Genomic DNA, 16,972 nt, shown 5'->3' with positions numbered 1-16,972 from the left:
ATTATTTTAAAAAATCTACCGATATATTGTTTTTGGCAAGGTACTCATTTTCTTTAGCAAGGGCGTAGGCGGTTTCGTCAAACTCTGTAACCATATCTTTCTTCGCCCCTAATGAAACCAGGTACTTTAAGGTTTCATCGTCTTTAGCCAATAAAGCCGCTTTGTGCAGCGCGGTAAGGCCCTCGTTGTTTTTAGCATTGATGTCTGGCTTTAGTGCCGATACTCTTTTTACAAGCTCAAGGTCGTTTTTAGCCACAGCCAGATGATAGAGCGTGCTGCCGTCCTTTTGCACGGTGGCAAAGTTAAAGCCTTTATCCTCTAATAGCTTCATCTTAACAGAAAAATCATCTTGTTTTGCACCGCCCTCGCCACCCTGTGGCCTGTATGACTGTATGAGGTAATAAGCCAGGTTATTGCCGTCTTTATCAGTAACGTTTATATCGGCGCCTTTATTTAGGAGCAGTGCCACCATTTCGGCACTGCCGCCTTTAACCGCGGCTGTTACTGCCGCTTCGCCTTTTGCATTTTTAGCGTTAATGTCTTTTACCAGTGGCAATAACTGTTCGGTAACCGCGGTATCTCTACCTCCCGCGGCATTTATAAGGGCAGTGTTTCCGTTTGCGTCTGCCTTATTTACGTCTACACCTTTACTTAAAAAATAAGCAATAATTTCTGGCTGCTTAGGCTTGCGTACCAGGTAGTGCAGTACGGTTTCGCCATCAGTGCCCGTAGCCGTGGCTTTTATTTTAAGTTCCTCAACCATGTACTTAAATACATCTAAGCTGTTTGCACCGCGGCGTGTTCCCTGGGCCGCCATGATAAGTGCCTTGTCAGTATGCTTAACACCTTTCTTCTGTAAAGCTTTAATCACATCAATGTTTCCTGATCGGGCCGCATAGTCTATTGCTGTTTTGCCTTGCACATCCGTATCTTTAAGAGATAAGCCTTTGGTAACAAAATAGTTGGTAAGCGTTAAATCTTTAGTATCGCTTGCTATAGCTAAAAGCAGCAGGCTTACGCCATCGTATTTGGTTTTTGGGTTGACGCCCGCTTTAAAGAAAGCATCATAAACGGCGGTATTGGTAAGCCCGTTTGCCGCCCCAAAGGCTAAGGGCGTGTTACCGTGGCTATCCTGGAAGTTAACGTCTGACCCTTTTGCAAGGAGATAGTCTGCTATTTCTGCGTTACCCCTGTAAGCCGCCCAATGCAGGTAAATGCGGGTATCGTGTGTTATTTTTTTAACGCCGTTGCCATCAAGTTCTACTAAGTACTTTATGGTTTCATTTGGCGCGCCATTATTAATTGCCAGGGTTGTGGCATCAAAGCTAAATGGGTTAAATTCGTTAGGGCTGTTGCCTTTGGCGATTTCAGCTTTCACGGTTGCCACATCGGGGGCTTTTTTCCAGAATTCGGCGTCAAGCAGTGTGTTTTTTTGTTGCGCGTTTATAGCAACGCAGGCCAGGATAAAAGAGAATAAAAATATTTTTTTCATAAATTATAATTAGGCGGATAACAGGTTTGAAATACACAGCCTGATATCAAGTCGCAAAAATATTATTTTTTATTTAGACTTGATATAAATACGCCTAATTAAAATACATAATATTTTAGCAAGCGGAGCAGCCCCGTGATTGTTGTAAAAACAAATTTTGCGACTTAAAATGTTAATTAATTTTACCACACATCTCATCCATGTGTTAAAATTTTAAATTAATTAAAGCAATATTAAAAATAGTTATCAAATATCTTATATTCGCCCCGTTATTATAAACCTCTCCATCATAGCATTCTAATTTAAATTTTTATCGGTTTACCCAAAGCTAACAAACATGAAATTACGCTACCTTCTGCTACTTTTTCCCGCGTTTTTACTTGCGCAGACGCAGCCCGAACGCCAAAAAATTATCCGGCAAACAAACACGGCTTACCTTAATGCATTTTCTGCTAAAAGCAGCCGCAACTTTGTAAACAATAAAAAAAAGGCATTTGCCCTTGCCGCAATTTACAACTGGCCTAAGTTTATAACCGCCGATAGCAGCTACGCTGAACTTATGGGGGTTACCGGTTTTAACAAGCCCATTTATTATACCACATACAACCGTGGGGCGGGCATTACATCAAGGGCCAACAAGTTGTACAGCGGCGGCGGCCTGGGGCTTGCCATAGAAGGGCAAAATATGCTGGCTGCCATTTGGGATGCCGGGGCGGCCCTGCCGGAACATGAACTGTATACCGGCAGGGTGCAGGTAATGGACGGTACTTTGCAGTCGCACTCGCATGCTACACATGTTATGGGTACCGTATTAGGTACCGACCTTGTGCAGAATGGGAACGCAAGGGGTATGGCATTTAAAGCCAATGGCCACTCGTATGACTGGGGGAATGATCTAAGCGAAGCAGCGGAGGCAGCGGCAAACGGGCTGCTGCTCTCTAACCACTCTTATGGTTATTCGCCGGAATTTGTGAGTACAGATACATGGGGAAAATATGATAATACCTCGGCAGATGTGGATGAGTTATTATATAACGCGCCTTACTACCAGATGGTGGTTGCCGCGGGAAACAGCAACGGCGGTGGCTTTAATACCGATAAAAACGGTTATGACCTCTTAGCCGGTATGGGGGTAAGCAAAAACGCTATAATTGTAGCAGCGGTAGATGAAGTAGCAAATTATACGGGGCCGGCATCGGTACACATGTCGTGGTTCAGTAGCTGGGGGCCTACGGATGATGGCCGGGTAAAGCCTGATATTTCGGCTAAGGGTGTAAATACCTATTCGTCTGTAGATGCTTCAACATCTTCGTACAGTAGCGCTTCAGGTACTTCGGTTGCCGCACCCAGCGCAACTGGCACCTTATTGCTATTACAGCAGTATTATAACCTGAAGAACAATAATTTTATGAAGGCTGCCACAGTGCGCGGCCTTATGATACACAGTGCCGATGAGGCAGGAGACGCGCCCGGCCCAGATTATAAATTTGGCTGGGGCCTTATCAATGCCGAAAAAGCAGCGAACGTTATTAGCAAAGATAATTTTCAATCGGTGATACTGGAAAATACCCTTACCCAGGGCAACCCTTATGTTATGAACGTTACCGCGCTGGGCAACGGCCCGCTGGTAGCTACCCTGTGCTGGACTGACCCTGCCGGTAACCCCATAACAAATAATGAGGTAGACGATGCCACGGCAGCCCTTGTAAACGACCTTGATGTACGCATCACAAAAGGAGGTACTAACTATATGCCCTGGAAGCTGGATGCGGGAAACCCGGGTAACGCCGCCACGCAGGGTGATAACATTGTAGATAATGTAGAGAAAATACAGGTTGCAAACCCTACAGGGGACTATACTGTTACCGTATCGCACAAGGGTACGCTTAATAACCAGCCGCAACACTACTCGCTTATTATTTCGGGTATACGCGTGAGGAATTTTTCGCTCACTACAGCCCAGGATACCAAAGCGATATGCAACAGCACAGAGCTGGCAACATACGATTTTGACTTTGCGGTACAGCCCGATTTTACACAGCCTGTAACCTTTAGCGTACCCGGCGTGCCCGCAGGTGTTACAGCGGCTTTTAGTAACCAGAATCTTTCGGCATCCGGCGCTACAACCCTTACATTAGGCAATCTTTCGGTACTTGCACCGGGTACCTATACTTTTAATATACATGCCGCAGCAGGCAGTAACTTTGAAGAAGTTCCGGTAACGTTAACCATTTATGCGCCTATAACCACACCGGTGGTACTCACTGCCCCGGCAAACGGCGCAAGCCTGCAGCAGCCGGTAAACTTTACCTGGAATGCTATAAGCAACGCTATTAACTATGAAATCCAGGTGGCTACCGATGCCGCTTTCTCAAATATAGTGATTGGCGAAACAGTAACGGCGAACAGCTATGCAACACAAAGCCTTGAAAACAACACCCCATATTACTGGAGGGTGCGTGCCACTAATACCTGTGGTCAGGGGCCTTATTCCGCCACCGGAAGTTTTGCTACCACCTGCGCAACGCCCACCGACATTGTATTGGCAGGCGTTACAGGTACATCGGCTACTATTGCCTGGAACCAAAATACCGGGGGCCAAAGCTGGGAAATAGAAATAGTGCCACAGGGCGCAACGCCTACAGGTAACACCCTTACAATAACAGACAACCCTTACACAGAAGACGGTCTTATGGTGGATACCTGCTATGACTTTTACATCCGTTCCGTATGCCCTAATGGATTTAATACGGTATGGGTAGGGCCGTTTACTTTTTGTACCCAGCCCGATTTTTGTGCCGGCGCCCACTTTTTAGATACCGGTGGATCAGACGGGGAATATAGCGATAATGAGAACAGTACCACTGTAATATACCCTGACAATGCAAACTCTCGCGTAAGGGCAATATTCAATTCGTTCTCAATAGAGGAAGATTATGATTATATGTATGTATATGATGGCCCTGATACTTCGTCCCCGCTTATCTACACGGCAACGGGAACAGATATGCAGGAGGTTATCGTGTCATCGCACCCCACGGGAGCGCTTACATTTGTTTTTGTTTCAGACCAGTTTGTAACCGATGAAGGCTGGGATGCCACTATTATTTGTGAACCCTTACCGCCATGCTCTTTAGAACTGGCTAACCTTGCTGTTTCGTCTGTAACGCCTACAGGGGCTACATTGAGCTGGACAGATGGTAACGCTGCCCTCTCCTGGAACGTGCAGGTAGTGCCACAGGGCCAAACGCCGCAGGGAGCCGGTACAGCAGCCACTACTAATCCGTATACGGTTATCGGGCTTAGCGAGGGCACATGCTACGATTTTTATGTGCAGTCGGTTTGTGCCGATGGCCTGTCGGCATGGGTAGGCCCGCTTTCATTTTGTACACCTCCAGATTATTGCGGAGGCACACACTTTTATGACACCGGCGGCGCAGGCGGCGAATATAGCGTTAACGAAAACTATACTACCACTATAACACCCGGCGGCGCAGGCCAACGTGTAAGGGCTAACTTTACAGCCTTTGATATAGAGGCCGGCTATGATTACCTGTATGTGTATGACGGGCCCGATACATCATCGCCATTGCTGTTAACGGCAACCGGTACAGACTCGCCCGGTTCTGTAGCATCAACGCACCCTACGGGCGCGCTTACCTTCAGGTTTACGTCCGATGATGTTATAAACGCCCCTGGCTGGGATGCGGCCATTATTTGTGAACCTATGCCACCCTGCGGCCTTTCGGTAAATAATGTTGCCTTTACAAACATCACATCATCTCAGGCCACCATTGCGTGGAATGAAATTAATACCGGCGTGCTTTCGTGGCAGGTACAGGTGGTTCCGCAAGGTACCCTGCCTGCGGTAAATGGTACTCCTATAACTACAAGCCCGTATACCGCCACAGGGTTAAACAGTGGCTTGTGCTATGACGTTTACCTGAAAACCATTTGCAGCGAAGGCGTTTCGGCATGGTCGGGGCCATTTGGGTTCTGCACCCTGCCCGATTACTGCGCGGGCGACCACTTTTATGATACCGGTGGTGCAAACGGCAATTACGATGAAGATGAAAATATAACAACTGTTATCTATCCCCACGATGCCGGCGATAGTGTAAAAGCCATATTTACCAGTTTTGAAACGGAAGACGGGTTTGACTTCTTATCTATTTATAACGGCCCGGACGCCTCCGGTGAACTGCTGTTCCACGGTTCGGGAAACACTTCTCCTGGTACGGTACAATCTACACACCCCTCAGGTGCGCTTACGTTTGTTTTCGTTTCGGATGACATAGAAACGCGTGCCGGCTGGGATGCCATGATACTTTGCGAACCCCTTAGCCCTTGCGCCACCGCACCGCAAAACGTACGCCAGGTGGCAGCTACCGGCACATCGGCTACCATAGCCTGGGATGAGGCAAACCCCAGCTCGCAATGGGAGATATATGTGGTATCGCAGGGCGCAACCCCGGCCGGGGAAGCTACGGCTATAAACACCAACCCGTATACCGCAACAGGGCTTACAATAAATACCTGCTACGACTTTTATGTACGTTCCGTTTGCAGCGACATTACTTCAGGCTGGGCGGGCCCTTATACCTTTTGCACAAGTAGTGTAAGCTGCGGCGGGCATTTTTATGATACCGGCGGCGCTACAGGAAGCTACAGCGATATGGAAAACAGCACAACGGTTATTTACCCCGGAGCACCCGGCCAGGCGGTAAGCGCCGTGTTTAACAGCTTCCAGTTAGAAGACTGCTGCGACTACCTGCGCATTTATAACGGCCCTGATACCAGCTACCCGCTACTGTTTATGGGCAACGGCAACGCCTCCCCGGGTACGGTTACGGCTACTAACAGCGTAGGAGCGTTAACATTCTGGTTCACGTCAAACGACGGTGCTACCTTTAGCGGGTGGGATGCGACCATAGCGTGTACGCAGTTATCTGTGGATGAGCCACTAAAGCAAAACAGCGTTACCTGCTATCCTAACCCGGTTACCAATGAGCTTACTGTACATGCCACTAACCTGGTAGAACACTTTGAAGTGTATGATATAACCTCAAAACTAATACTGAGCCAAAGGGCAGGGCAGAAGGACTTTTTAATTGATTTTTCGGCGTACAGCGCGGGCGCTTATTTTATAACGCTGCATACTACCGAAGGGGAGACTTTACATTTGAAGGTGTTGAAGGATTAGCCTTAAGAACTTATTACATTACATAGAAAACCACTCTTTAGGGAGTGGTTTTTGATTTTTATGCCACTGGTACTATCTTAATGCTTATGCATAAAAAATCATTTAGGACTGGGCTTTTATGATTATATTAGATTATAATTTGCAGGAGCAATCAACAAGATAGTTATTAGATTTACAAAAGCATACAAAATATTGCTCCCAAGATAATGTAAACCCATGCTGACAAGAATAATTCTATTGATATTGTTTTGTTTCAATTTGATTTGTAACGCCCAACAGAATAAACGTAATGTAGATACTTTATGCATATTTTATAATGAAAAATTAAACTCAGATTTTTTTAGGCTAAAAAAAAAACCATTTTCTTTTAAATATGGAGATACTGTTGTTTTCGAAAAGCCTTACTCTATAGAAGTACCACAGTACATTACAATAAAATCTTCTATTAGCCAAGTTCCTAACCAAATAGTAATCGTTTTTTAAAAGGAGAAAAACTATTTATAGCAGGCAATACTGGAAATTATGAATCCACCGAACTGATGGCAATGGATAAGGATAATTTTATAAAGATTATTCAAGAATTACGATTGAATCTACCTGAATTAGATAAAGCTTATCCAAATTTTAATAAAAAAAAATATTTTGGTCTAAGGGTTACTAAAGATTATATTTTAGTGTATATCAACATTAGGGAGAAGCACTTGCAAAAGTTTAATTATTCATTAAATAGTTTTAAATTATCAGATGGTAAAAAATGATAGTGCATTTTAAGCATTATTAGATGCGTTGCTACCTTACCAGCGAAAAATGCCCTTTTACTTCCCGGCCGGAAGCAAACGCAATAGTAAACCAGTAGTCGGTAGCGGGTAGGGGCGTGCCGTTGTAGGTGCCATCCCAACCCGTCTCCCTGCCAGAGAACCCGTAGATAAGGTTACCATAACGGTCAAAAATCGTGATATAGGCATCAGGGTAGTAGCGTATGTAGCTGATATTCCACGCCTCATTATAACTGTCGCCATTGGGCGTAAAAAAGCGGGGGTAACTGAGTATGGGGACATCAATATTAATGGTGTCACAAAGGTTTTTATCCCTGACGTAAAAGGTATGAATGCCCGGCGCTAACTGGTAAAACGTATTGGTATCAGTAAAAATTATACCATCGGGCGAAAACTCAAAGGCATTATTACCGATATCCATATTAATGGTTACAGTGTTGTTGCTGGTTCCGGTCAGGTCTGCCACATCAAGAGTGTAGCTAAAATCGGCAATACGCGGCACAGTAAGCGTAAAGGGCAAAACGGCGTAGCCAAAGCATCCGGTAAAATACTCTAACCGCGCGTATACGGTTTCAGGCATATACGGCTGGCTGTTTGGGTAAAACCGGCCTAACGCATTAACTTCTAAATTTGCATCGTCCTGCGTGGCATAATACCTTACGTTAACATTAGCATCGCCCTGGCTTAAGGGGGCGTTATTTTCCCAAAGGTCAAAAAGCCGCAACCCATTATTATCTTCATCGCACAGGCGAAGGTTTACCGGTGTACCCGAAAATACGGCATCTTCTAACCTTATCCTTATTCTTTCTTCAGTAAAGCATCCGGTTACCGTATTGGTCATCCGCAGGTAAATGGGTTGCGGATTACCTGTATTAACATAAGCATGTGGCGTGGCAATTGCGTTTTCGCCCGTAATCATGTCATTTATGGTATTGTGATAGGTAAAGGCGATGTCGGTTTGTGGCCCCCTTAGGGTGTTTTCATGTACGGTAAGGTCAAATGCTGTGGCATTATCGTCGGTGCCGTCTGCATCACATTGGGCAATGTCGGGCAGTACTTCATCGGTACTATACGACACTGGAACATCATAAAACTTGGCGGTACCCGTCCATGTAAGCGAAAAATTTGATGTGCCTATGGGCCGGTCTATAACCAGGTAATACACGTCGTTATCATTTGCATTTATGATAGCTACATAGCCGTCGCCATCTTCGCCGGGCCCTTCGGAATTGCCGGCTGTGCTTTGCCTCACACCGGTAGTATTATACGTTAATCCGGCAGCTATGGGGTTTGTGGTGGAACAGCGTATTGCGGTTCCCAGGTTATTGCAATCGGCATTGGGGCCAAACACCCAAAAATCGAAATCTACTTCCAGGTCAGTTGCCTGGTCCGGGGTTATCATAAACCCCAGGCTCCCCCCTTGTTTTATAGGCACCTTGAGCCAAAGGCTGTTGTTTTCGACACCACTGCAGGCATTATTTATATTGAGTTCCTGTATGCCTGTGCCGGTTGCGTTAAGGCTGTTATAGTTGTTATTACCACATACTACAATAGCATCCATACAGTCATTTTGCCCATATAGTATAACAGGAAACAGCAGCAATAACAGGGCGGTGGTAACTATATTTTTCACTGGGCAGATAATGGTTTTAAGCAAAAATATTGAAAATTAGTTAACCAAATGTAAATGATGCCTCTTTAGTTTTGCCAATGCCAGATTGCAACGGGCGATTTTATTTACAATTACCTTATCAATGCGAAATGCCCCTTTACGGTTCTGCCACTGGTAAACTCAAGTGTAAACCAGTAATCGGTAGCGGGGAGCCTGGGGCCGTTGTAGGTGCCGTCCCATCCCGCCTGGCTGCCAAAGTAGCTTTTAATCAGTTTGCCAAAACGGTCGAAAATGCTAATGCGGGCATCAGGGAAATAGCTTACAAATTTTACATTCCATATTTCATTATAGCTGTCGCCGTTAGGTGTAAAAAACCGGGGATAACTGAGTATGGGCACTTCAAAATCAATAATTTTACAATCGTCTTTACCCCTTATGTATACGGTATAGATACCGGGCCGTAGCCCTGTAAAACCGGCGTCATCACTAAAGTTTATGCCATCTAAGGAAAACTCAAACGCGTCGTTGCCGTTGTGCATATTAACGTGTATGGCGTTGTTGTCATCTTTAAAATCTACCACATCAAGTTTGTACCTAAAGTCCAGCGGGGGAGTTACACTTATGGTAAAAGGGGCCAGGCCATAGCCAAAACAGCCCACAATATATTCAAACCGCGCCCAGATGGTATCAGCTGTATAGGGCTGGCTGTTAGGGTGGAACCTGTCTAATGCATTGACCCTGTTTACTGCATCTTCCTGCGAAGTGTAGTAGGTAACACTGATATTTGTATCGCCATCGGTTAGCGGGGCGTTGTTTTCCCAAAGGTCAAAAAGCTGTATGCCGTTGTCGTTATAATCGCAAAGCGTAAGATCGTCAGGTGTGCCGGCAAGCAGCGCTTCTTCCACCGATATGCTAAAGGTTTCGTTAGAAAAACAACCTGTCACGGTGTTTGTCATCCGCAGGTAGATGGTTTGCGGGTTACTTATATTGACATAGGCTTCGGGGGTAGCAATGGGGTTTTCGCCCGTAGTCATGTCGTTTAAACTCAGGTGGTAGGTGAGGGCTACATCAGTTTGCGGCCCTATAAACATGGCTGAATATACGGTAAGGTCAAACGCTGTAGCGTTATCATCGGTACCATCGGCATCACATTGCGCAATGTCAAGGGGTATATTATCAGGGTTTAAAAATACAGGTACGTCATGAAATGTTGCCGTGCCCGTCCATTGCAGCGAAAAATTTGATGCGCCGTGAGGCCGGTCTATAACCAGGTAGTATATATCATCATCTTCGGCATCAACCCAGTGTATAAAAGCATTACCATCTTCATTAGGCCCTTCAGATGTATCAGTTGCCTCTTCGTTCATGCCGGTAGTATTATAGGTAAGCCCGGCTGCTAAAGGGTTAGTAGTAGAACAGCGGATAGCGGTACCTAAGTTACTGCAGTCTACCCCGGGGCCGTACATCCAAAAGTCAAAGTCTACTACAAGGTCGTCTGTTTCTTCAGGGGTTATAATAAAGCCAAGCGTACCGCCGTCTTTAATAAGCACTTTTAGCCAAAGGCTGTTGTGCTCTACGCTGGTGCAGGCATTGTTGATATTCAGTTCCTGGAAGCCTATCCCGGTAGCATTCAGGCCGGTATAGTTGTTATCGCCACATACTATAATGGCATCCCGGCAATCGCTTTGCGCAGACAGGCTAACAGGAATTAATAACAATAATGCAACGGCAAGTATATTTTTCACAAATTTTTGTTAATGGTACAAGCAAAAATATAAAAATAACTTGGAGGTTTTAGATTTTCTGGGCATAAGATGCAAAAATACGATGGGCAGGTACGGTAATTTAGAAAAGCTATTCTCTGCGCCCAGATTTTAAATCAGTAATTTTTTGTTTCATGTTTTTTTTGAAATTAAATTTTTACAATTTTTCAGGATAAAAACTTGAGCCAAATCTTGCTCGTATTTTTGTAGGCAAATTCTTTATATAAAGTTATCAACATAGTTTTTGCGCGCAAAAGTTTAACAATCGGTATATTTTTTAAAAATTTATGTTTTGTAAAACATTGATTATCAATACCTATATTTTTACCTAATTTCTGTATTTTTTAAACTAAACCGTTTTCGGTGCACAATCGGTATATTTTTTTTCAAAAGGCATTTTTTAGCGCTGTTTACTGAAAGGATGCCTTCAGTACTTTGATGACAAAAGCGTGGTAATTTTGCACTAGGAAAAACTGGTGTCCGTAGCGTGTTTTTAATTTTTATGAAATACCCAGTAATAGGTATTTTTTTCCTTTTAAATCTTTCTTATCATTATGGTCTTAAATATCAATATATGAATTTGATAACCAGATTGACAAAACTACTTTGTATTTATGTGCCATACATATTTACTGTGGTTGTTATTTGCTTTTTGGTAGACGGAAGGAAGCAGAAAGAAGGAATATTTGTTGATAACCCGAATTTATATGAAATTTATTCCATAGATAATTATACAGATTATAAGGGTAATAATGTTATTTTTTCGAAAAAAGACACCTCATATCTTTATACAACATTTAACAACACTGTATTTTCAAATTATAAATATAAAATTAATAGTCATATATTTCTATTTAGTTCAATGTTCAATGAGAATTTATACTTTCATAAATCCATTTTTAATAATTCTGTTGAAATGATGGATGTTGAGATTAAGAAAAAATTCGATATATCCGGCTCATCTTTTAATAGAGATTTTTCATCAAATGATTGCATGTATCTTGGCTCTGTTATATTTAGAGAAGTAGAGATAGATGGGAAAATTGATTTTAAACGTACATTATTTTGTGATACCTTAAGATTTATAAATCTTAAATTAAGAGATTCTAGCTTTTTTTATTTTAATCTTTGCAAGTTTCCCGATTATATAGATTTCTCATTTAACAATAATATTAAAAATGAAATTGATCTAACGGTAGCTGATTTTAATATTCCAAAAAGATTTGACACAGTTAATAAGTTGTACAAAAAACACAAAACAAATCTTTATAAATCAGATATATCTAAATTTCATATCGATTACCAGCATTTTTATTTAGATACTTTATACTTAGATGCCTTGGATAAAACAAAAACTATCCCAAAAGATGAAATGATGGGCATCTACGAAAGCCTCCTGAACAATTTTAAAACCCGCGGGCAGCAGGACAGCTATGAACTTTTAGATTATTGAATACAAACAATATAAATGGAACCATTCCGGCACCAAATGGATGAATACCGTGGATGAAATGTGGTGGAATTACGGCTATAACAGGTTTCTTATTTTTAAATGGACGTTAGTATTTGTACTGCTGTTTACCTGCTTTACGTTCCCGTTTCTTGTGAAGCTAAACGCTATTTACAAAATAGAAAAATTTGGCGATATGAATGATATTGACTTTAAAAATGGCATATCGGCGAAGAATATCATTTACCGGTGGTGGCTGGCGTTTGCCTATACCTCGGCAATCTTTTTTGGGCTGTCCCTCAAAATTGAAAATTTTGACCTTAAAAAAATACTGGGATCCCTTTATATCATGATCATTTATACTATAGGCATTGTGTGCCTGGCCTACATGGCTAATTTTATCTTAAAGCAATAGGTTGCAAAAGCGTAAATGGTTTATGGTTCACGGTTCACGGGCTCCTCAAACACTGAACCCAGAACCATGAACTTTCAACAACCAACAATAAACAAAAAACACTACTTTTGCTTTTCAATAAAAACAAAACCATGGCTACAATATCTCTTGGCGGAAACGCCGTACACACATCCGGCGAACTACCCCAAACCGGAACACCCGCGCCCGATTTCACACTGGTAAAAGGCGACCTTAGCACCACAACACTGGCCGACTATAAAGGCAGTAACCTTATACTTAATATATTCCCCAGCATCGATACGGGCACCTGTGCCGCTTCGGTACGCAAGTTTAACGAAAAGGCGGCAGCACTTGAGAATACCAAGGTTATCTGCATTTCGCGCGACCTGCCCTTTGCACAAAACCGTTTTTGCGGCGCCGAGGGTATCGATAAAGTAATTACAGCCTCTGATTTCAGGGAAGGCGCTTTTGGCAACGCTTACGGCCTTACCATTACTGATGGCCCGCTTACCGGCCTGCATTCCCGCGCTGTTGTGGCTATTAATGCCGAAGGCAACGTGGTGTATACCGAGCAGGTGGCCGAAATAAAAGATGAGCCAAATTATGATGCGGCGCTTGCTGCACTGTAAATAAGCATTTTAATGAAAGACAACAGGTTTGTTAGGGGCAGGCTAAAAAGTATATCCTATTCTGTTAAAGGGGCAGTTACCCTTATTACCCGCGAGCACAGCATTATGGTGCAGCTTGGCCTGGGCATACTGGTTACTGTTGCCGGGTTTTATTTTAATATTTCGGCTACCGAATGGATGATGCAAACCTTTGCGGTAGGGCTTATTATGGCCATAGAAGGCGCTAACACTGCCATAGAAAAAATGTGCGATTTCATCCAGCCAAATTTTGACGAGCGCATCGGCTTTATAAAAGATGTAGCATCGGGGGCGGTGTTTTTTGCGGCGGTGGCGGCTATAGTGGTGGGCGCTATAATTTATTACCCTAAAGTGGCACTGTTGTTTTAAATTTGGTATTTTTACAAAAAACGAGGAGTTTACAGTATATGGCAAAGGCTAAAAAAGAACCTGCAAAAAAACCGGAACAACCCGAAACCGAAAAGAGAAAATGGAAGCTTTCCCGCAGGAATAAAGTACTGCTGGGCATACTATTTTTCCTGTTTTCAGTAGCCATGCTGCTTTCGTTTGTGTCCTACTTTTTGTATTGGGAGTCAGACCAGAGCGCCCTCACGGCTTTTGGTGACCGCAATGAGCCGGTAGGCAACTGGCTGGGCAAGTTTGGCGCTTATATAGCCGACCTGTTTTTGTACCACGGTTTTGGCGTGGCATCGTTTATATTAATACGGTTCTTCTTTTTAACGGGCGCCTACCTGGTGTTAGACCTCGCGGTAAGCAAACTTAAAAAAACACTCTTTTGGGATATTTACCTTGTTATAATCGTCTCAATACTGTGCGGTTTCTTTAACGCCTACCTGCCGGAACTGGGCGGCGTTATAGGCTATGAAATGAACCTTTTTATGCAGGACTACTTGGGCAAGACCGGCACACTGCTGGTACTTATTTTTGGCCTTTCGGTATTCCTGTTCATGCGGGTTAAGATATCCCCGGATGCTATAAAAGCATTTTTTGAACGGAAGTTTGAAGACGATGAAGAGGAGGAAACCGAGGCTAAAGAAACTGCTTCGGCACCCATGGCGGTTAAACCCGTAATTAAAGAGCCAGTTGAGGAAGAGCCGGAAGAGGACCTTGTATTTCACCATGCCAATTATGAAGACATGGACGAGGAAGAACTTGACGAAGAAATACTGGAAAACATCCAGCTGAAAAAACTTCCGGAAGATGAGCCGGCACCCGCTCCCATACCCGCGTCAAAATTTGAAATTAACCGCGATTCGCTTAGGCCTACCATAGCACACTCGTCGCAGATTAACCTCGAACCCCTAACAAAACCGGCAGTGCCCGCAGAGCCGCCTGCCCAGGTGCACGAAATTATAGAAACATCCGACGAAAATTTTGTTATCGAAAAAATAGAGGATGAAACCGTGGTGGAAGAAAACCTTGCCTCAAGGCTGGTGCGCGATTTTGGAGAGTTTGACCCCACGCTTGAGCTCAGCAATTACCAGTTTCCGCCGCTTGAGCTTTTAAAAGACTACTCGTCCGGAGGCATTACCATAGACCAGCACGAGCTTGAAGAAAACAAAAACCGCATTGTAGAAACACTGCGCAATTATAAGATTGAAATAGCGCAGATAAAAGCCACTGTAGGCCCCACCGTTACGCTATACGAAATTGTACCCGAGGCCGGCATCCGCATATCGCGTATTAAGAGCCTTGAGGATGATATTGCGCTTTCGCTTGCAGCACTGGGCATCCGTATTATCGCTCCCATACCGGGTAAAGGCGCCATAGGTATTGAGGTGCCTAATACCAGGCCCACTATGGTATCGATGCGCAGCGTTATAGGTTCTCCAAAGTTCCAGAATGCTGAGATGGAGCTGCCTATCGCCTTAGGTAAAACCATTAGCAACGAAACCTTTGTTACTGACCTTGCCAAAATGCCCCACCTCCTTATGGCGGGTGCCACCGGGCAGGGTAAATCGGTTGGGTTAAACGCGGTGCTTACCTCGCTGCTGTATAAAAAACACCCTGCCGAAGTGAAGTTTGTACTGGTAGACCCTAAAAAGGTAGAGCTTACGCTGTTTAACAAAATAGAGCGCCATTACCTGGCCAAGCTGCCCGATGGCGGCGATGCCATTATAACCGATAACACCAAGGTTATCAACACGCTTAACTCGCTGTGTATTGAAATGGATAACCGTTATAACCTGCTTAAAGACGCTATGGTGCGCAATATTAAGGAGTATAACGAAAAATTCCGCCACCGCAAGCTAAACCCTGAAAACGGCCACCGTTTCCTGCCCTATATTGTACTGGTAGTAGATGAGTTTGCCGACCTGATAATGACTGCAGGCAAAGAGGTAGAGACCCCTATAGCGCGCCTCGCGCAGCTGGCCCGTGCCATAGGCATACACCTTATTATTGCCACGCAAAGGCCGTCGGTTAACGTTATTACGGGTATCATCAAGGCTAACTTCCCGGCCAGGATAGCCTTCCGTGTTACATCTAAAATTGACTCCCGTACCATCCTCGACAGCCAGGGCGCTGACCAGCTTATAGGCCGTGGCGACTTACTGTATACCCAGGGCAACGACCTTACACGCGTGCAGTGTGCTTTTGTAGATACGCCGGAGGTAGAAAAAATTACCGAATTCATTGGCTCCCAGAAGGCATATCCTGATGCCTATATGCTCCCGGAATACTTTGGGGAAGAAAGTGGCACTAATCTTGATATAGATATCAGCGAAAGGGATACAATGTTCAGGGAAGCCGCCGAAGTAATAGTTACAGCCCAGCAGGGTTCGGCATCATTACTGCAACGCAAGCTCAAGCTGGGCTACAACAGGGCCGGAAGGCTGATAGACCAGCTGGAGGCGGCAGGCGTTGTGGGCCCGTTTGAAGGCAGTAAAGCCAGAAGCGTTTTAATATCTGACCTTGTATCGCTGGAACAATTCTTTAAAAATGAAGAAAACGATTTTTAGCATGAAGGGCATTTTCAGGATTATTCTATTCGCTGTTTTTTTAACAGGCAACGTAAGTACCGCGCAGGATTCGCAAAAGGCAAAAGACCTGCTTGACGATGTATCGGGCCGTATTAAAAGCTACAGCAACATTACCATCGACTTTAAGTACCAGGTAAGCAACCCCGGCAAGAACATCAACCAGGAGAGCAAAGGCAATGTAGTTTTGCAGGGCGATAAGTATGTGCTTAACTTTATGGGTGTTACCCGTATTTTTGACGGGAAAAAGGTGTATAACATTGTGCCGCAGGATGAGGAGATAACCATATCGCCTTATGATGACAAGAAGGATGAGATGACCCCCGGCAAGATGCTCACCTTTTTTAATTCGGGCTACAAGTATGCCATGGATATACTGCAGCCCATAAAAGGCCGCAAGATACAGTATATAAAGCTTACCCCGACTGACGTTAAAAGCGATGTAAAGTATGTACTGTTAGGTATCGATTCGCAAACAAAACACATTTATACGCTGATACAAACCGATGATAATGGCACCAAAACCACTATTACGATAAATTCTTTTAAAACAAACCAACCTTTGTCAAAAAATCACTTTACCTTTACCGAAAGTAAATATCCAAACTATTACATTAACCGGTTAGATTAATTTAC

General features: G+C 44.0%; 11 protein-coding genes. 8 read left to right on the top strand and 3 right to left on the bottom strand.

The features are described from left to right. Position 1: 1 nt before the first annotated feature. Positions 2 to 1,492 (bottom strand): ankyrin repeat domain-containing protein, encoded by a 1,491-nt coding sequence (locus ACLI09_RS05855; RefSeq protein ID WP_411418666.1) that lies wholly within the window; start codon positions 1,490 to 1,492, stop codon positions 2 to 4. A gap of 337 nt (positions 1,493 to 1,829) precedes the next feature. On the opposite strand from ACLI09_RS05855, the gene ACLI09_RS05850 reads away from it, so the two are divergent. Both ACLI09_RS05850 and ACLI09_RS05845 read left to right on the top strand, forming a co-directional pair. Beyond that, positions 1,830 to 6,695 carry a fibronectin type III domain-containing protein gene (locus ACLI09_RS05850; protein WP_411418665.1) on the top strand — a complete coding sequence of 1,622 codons (4,866 nt, stop codon included), beginning with the start codon at positions 1,830 to 1,832 and terminating at the stop codon, positions 6,693 to 6,695. Positions 6,696 to 7,234: 539 nt separating this feature from the next. Further along, complete coding sequence (locus ACLI09_RS05845) at positions 7,235 to 7,453, top strand: hypothetical protein (RefSeq protein WP_411418664.1); 219 nt, start codon at positions 7,235 to 7,237, stop codon at positions 7,451 to 7,453. A 31-nt stretch (positions 7,454 to 7,484) separates the two neighbouring features. Here ACLI09_RS05845 and ACLI09_RS05840 read toward each other — a convergent pair whose 3' ends face one another. Together ACLI09_RS05840 and ACLI09_RS05835 are read right to left on the bottom strand one after the other, a co-directional pair. Then, positions 7,485 to 9,104 carry a T9SS type B sorting domain-containing protein gene (locus tag ACLI09_RS05840; protein ID WP_411418663.1) on the bottom strand — a complete coding sequence of 540 codons (1,620 nt, stop codon included), beginning with the start codon at positions 9,102 to 9,104 and terminating at the stop codon, positions 7,485 to 7,487. Positions 9,105 to 9,214: 110 nt separating this feature from the next. Further along, on the bottom strand, positions 9,215 to 10,828 hold the full coding sequence (locus ACLI09_RS05835; protein WP_411418662.1) for a T9SS type B sorting domain-containing protein: 1,614 nt from the start codon (positions 10,826 to 10,828) through the stop codon (positions 9,215 to 9,217). Positions 10,829 to 11,348: 520 nt separating this feature from the next. On the opposite strand from ACLI09_RS05835, the gene ACLI09_RS05830 reads away from it, so the two are divergent. The 6 genes from ACLI09_RS05830 (at position 11,349) to ACLI09_RS05805 (ending at position 16,967) form a co-directional block, all read left to right on the top strand. Continuing rightward, positions 11,349 to 12,299, top strand: a complete 951-nt coding sequence (locus ACLI09_RS05830; protein WP_411418661.1) for a hypothetical protein — start codon at positions 11,349 to 11,351, stop codon at positions 12,297 to 12,299. A 40-nt stretch (positions 12,300 to 12,339) separates the two neighbouring features. After that, complete coding sequence (locus ACLI09_RS05825) at positions 12,340 to 12,711, top strand: hypothetical protein (protein ID WP_411418660.1); 372 nt, start codon at positions 12,340 to 12,342, stop codon at positions 12,709 to 12,711. A gap of 131 nt (positions 12,712 to 12,842) precedes the next feature. Further along, positions 12,843 to 13,340, top strand: a complete 498-nt coding sequence (tpx, locus tag ACLI09_RS05820) for a thiol peroxidase (protein WP_411418659.1) — start codon at positions 12,843 to 12,845, stop codon at positions 13,338 to 13,340. Between the two features lie 12 nt (positions 13,341 to 13,352). Further along, on the top strand, positions 13,353 to 13,727 hold the full coding sequence (locus ACLI09_RS05815; protein ID WP_411418658.1) for a diacylglycerol kinase family protein: 375 nt from the start codon (positions 13,353 to 13,355) through the stop codon (positions 13,725 to 13,727). Positions 13,728 to 13,765: 38 nt separating this feature from the next. Then, the gene (locus ACLI09_RS05810) at positions 13,766 to 16,318 is read left to right on the top strand and encodes a DNA translocase FtsK (RefSeq protein WP_411418657.1); all 2,553 of its coding nucleotides are present in this window, start codon (positions 13,766 to 13,768) and stop codon (positions 16,316 to 16,318) included. Further along, positions 16,299 to 16,967: a LolA family protein gene (locus ACLI09_RS05805; RefSeq protein ID WP_411418656.1), complete on the top strand. Its 669-nt coding sequence runs from the start codon at positions 16,299 to 16,301 to the stop codon at positions 16,965 to 16,967. The genes ACLI09_RS05810 and ACLI09_RS05805 overlap by 20 nt, the downstream gene beginning before the upstream one ends. The last annotated feature ends 5 nt before the right edge of the window (positions 16,968 to 16,972 follow it).

Source organism: Flavobacterium sp. RHBU_24 (genome assembly GCF_046613695.1).
Classification (GTDB): Bacteria; Bacteroidota; Bacteroidia; order Flavobacteriales; family Flavobacteriaceae; genus Flavobacterium.
The sequence above is the reverse complement of the archived record's forward strand: the minus strand, read 5'-3'. Positions and strand labels throughout refer to the sequence as shown.